The sequence below is a fragment of the Mesorhizobium sp. M7A.F.Ca.AU.001.01.1.1 genome, from assembly GCF_004022735.1.
Classification (GTDB): Bacteria; Pseudomonadota; Alphaproteobacteria; order Rhizobiales; family Rhizobiaceae; genus Mesorhizobium; species Mesorhizobium ciceri.
The window spans coordinates 1-415 of sequence record NZ_RZPF01001381.1 but is presented as its reverse complement, the minus strand read 5'-3'; the positions used below and the strand labels follow the sequence as shown (position 1 = coordinate 415).

The following is a 415-nucleotide window of genomic DNA, read 5'->3' as shown; positions in this document are numbered from 1 at the left end:
GCGATGGAGTGCCTCGGCGGCAATGGCTATGTCGAGGAGGCGCCGCTCGCCCGCTATTATCGCGAGGCCCCGGTCAACGCGATCTGGGAGGGCTCGGGCAATGTCATGGCGCTCGACGTGCTGCGCGTGCTTGGCCGTGCGCCCGGCCTGTTCGAGGATGTGCTGGCCGGCATCGACCGCGATCTCGGCGCCGGCGGACGCGGCACGATCGGCGTGCTGAAGGCGGCGATGCAGGTCGCTTCAACCGACGAAGGTTCGGCTCGGCTGCTCACCGAGCAGCTGGCTCTGTCGGCTGCGGCGGCGGAATTGCGCCGTCTGGGGGCAGGGCGGATCGCCGACGCTTTCGTCGAGACGCGATTGGCCGGCCAATGGCGCAACACCTATGGCATGATCGATTCGCGCCACGATGCACGCA

General features: G+C 68.7%; 1 protein-coding gene. It reads left to right on the top strand.

Going from position 1 to position 415, the window contains the following annotated elements; translation table 11 throughout:
• Positions 1-415: acyl-CoA dehydrogenase family protein (locus tag EN884_RS38290; protein ID WP_281034883.1), on the top strand; the 415-nt coding region annotated here is incomplete at both ends.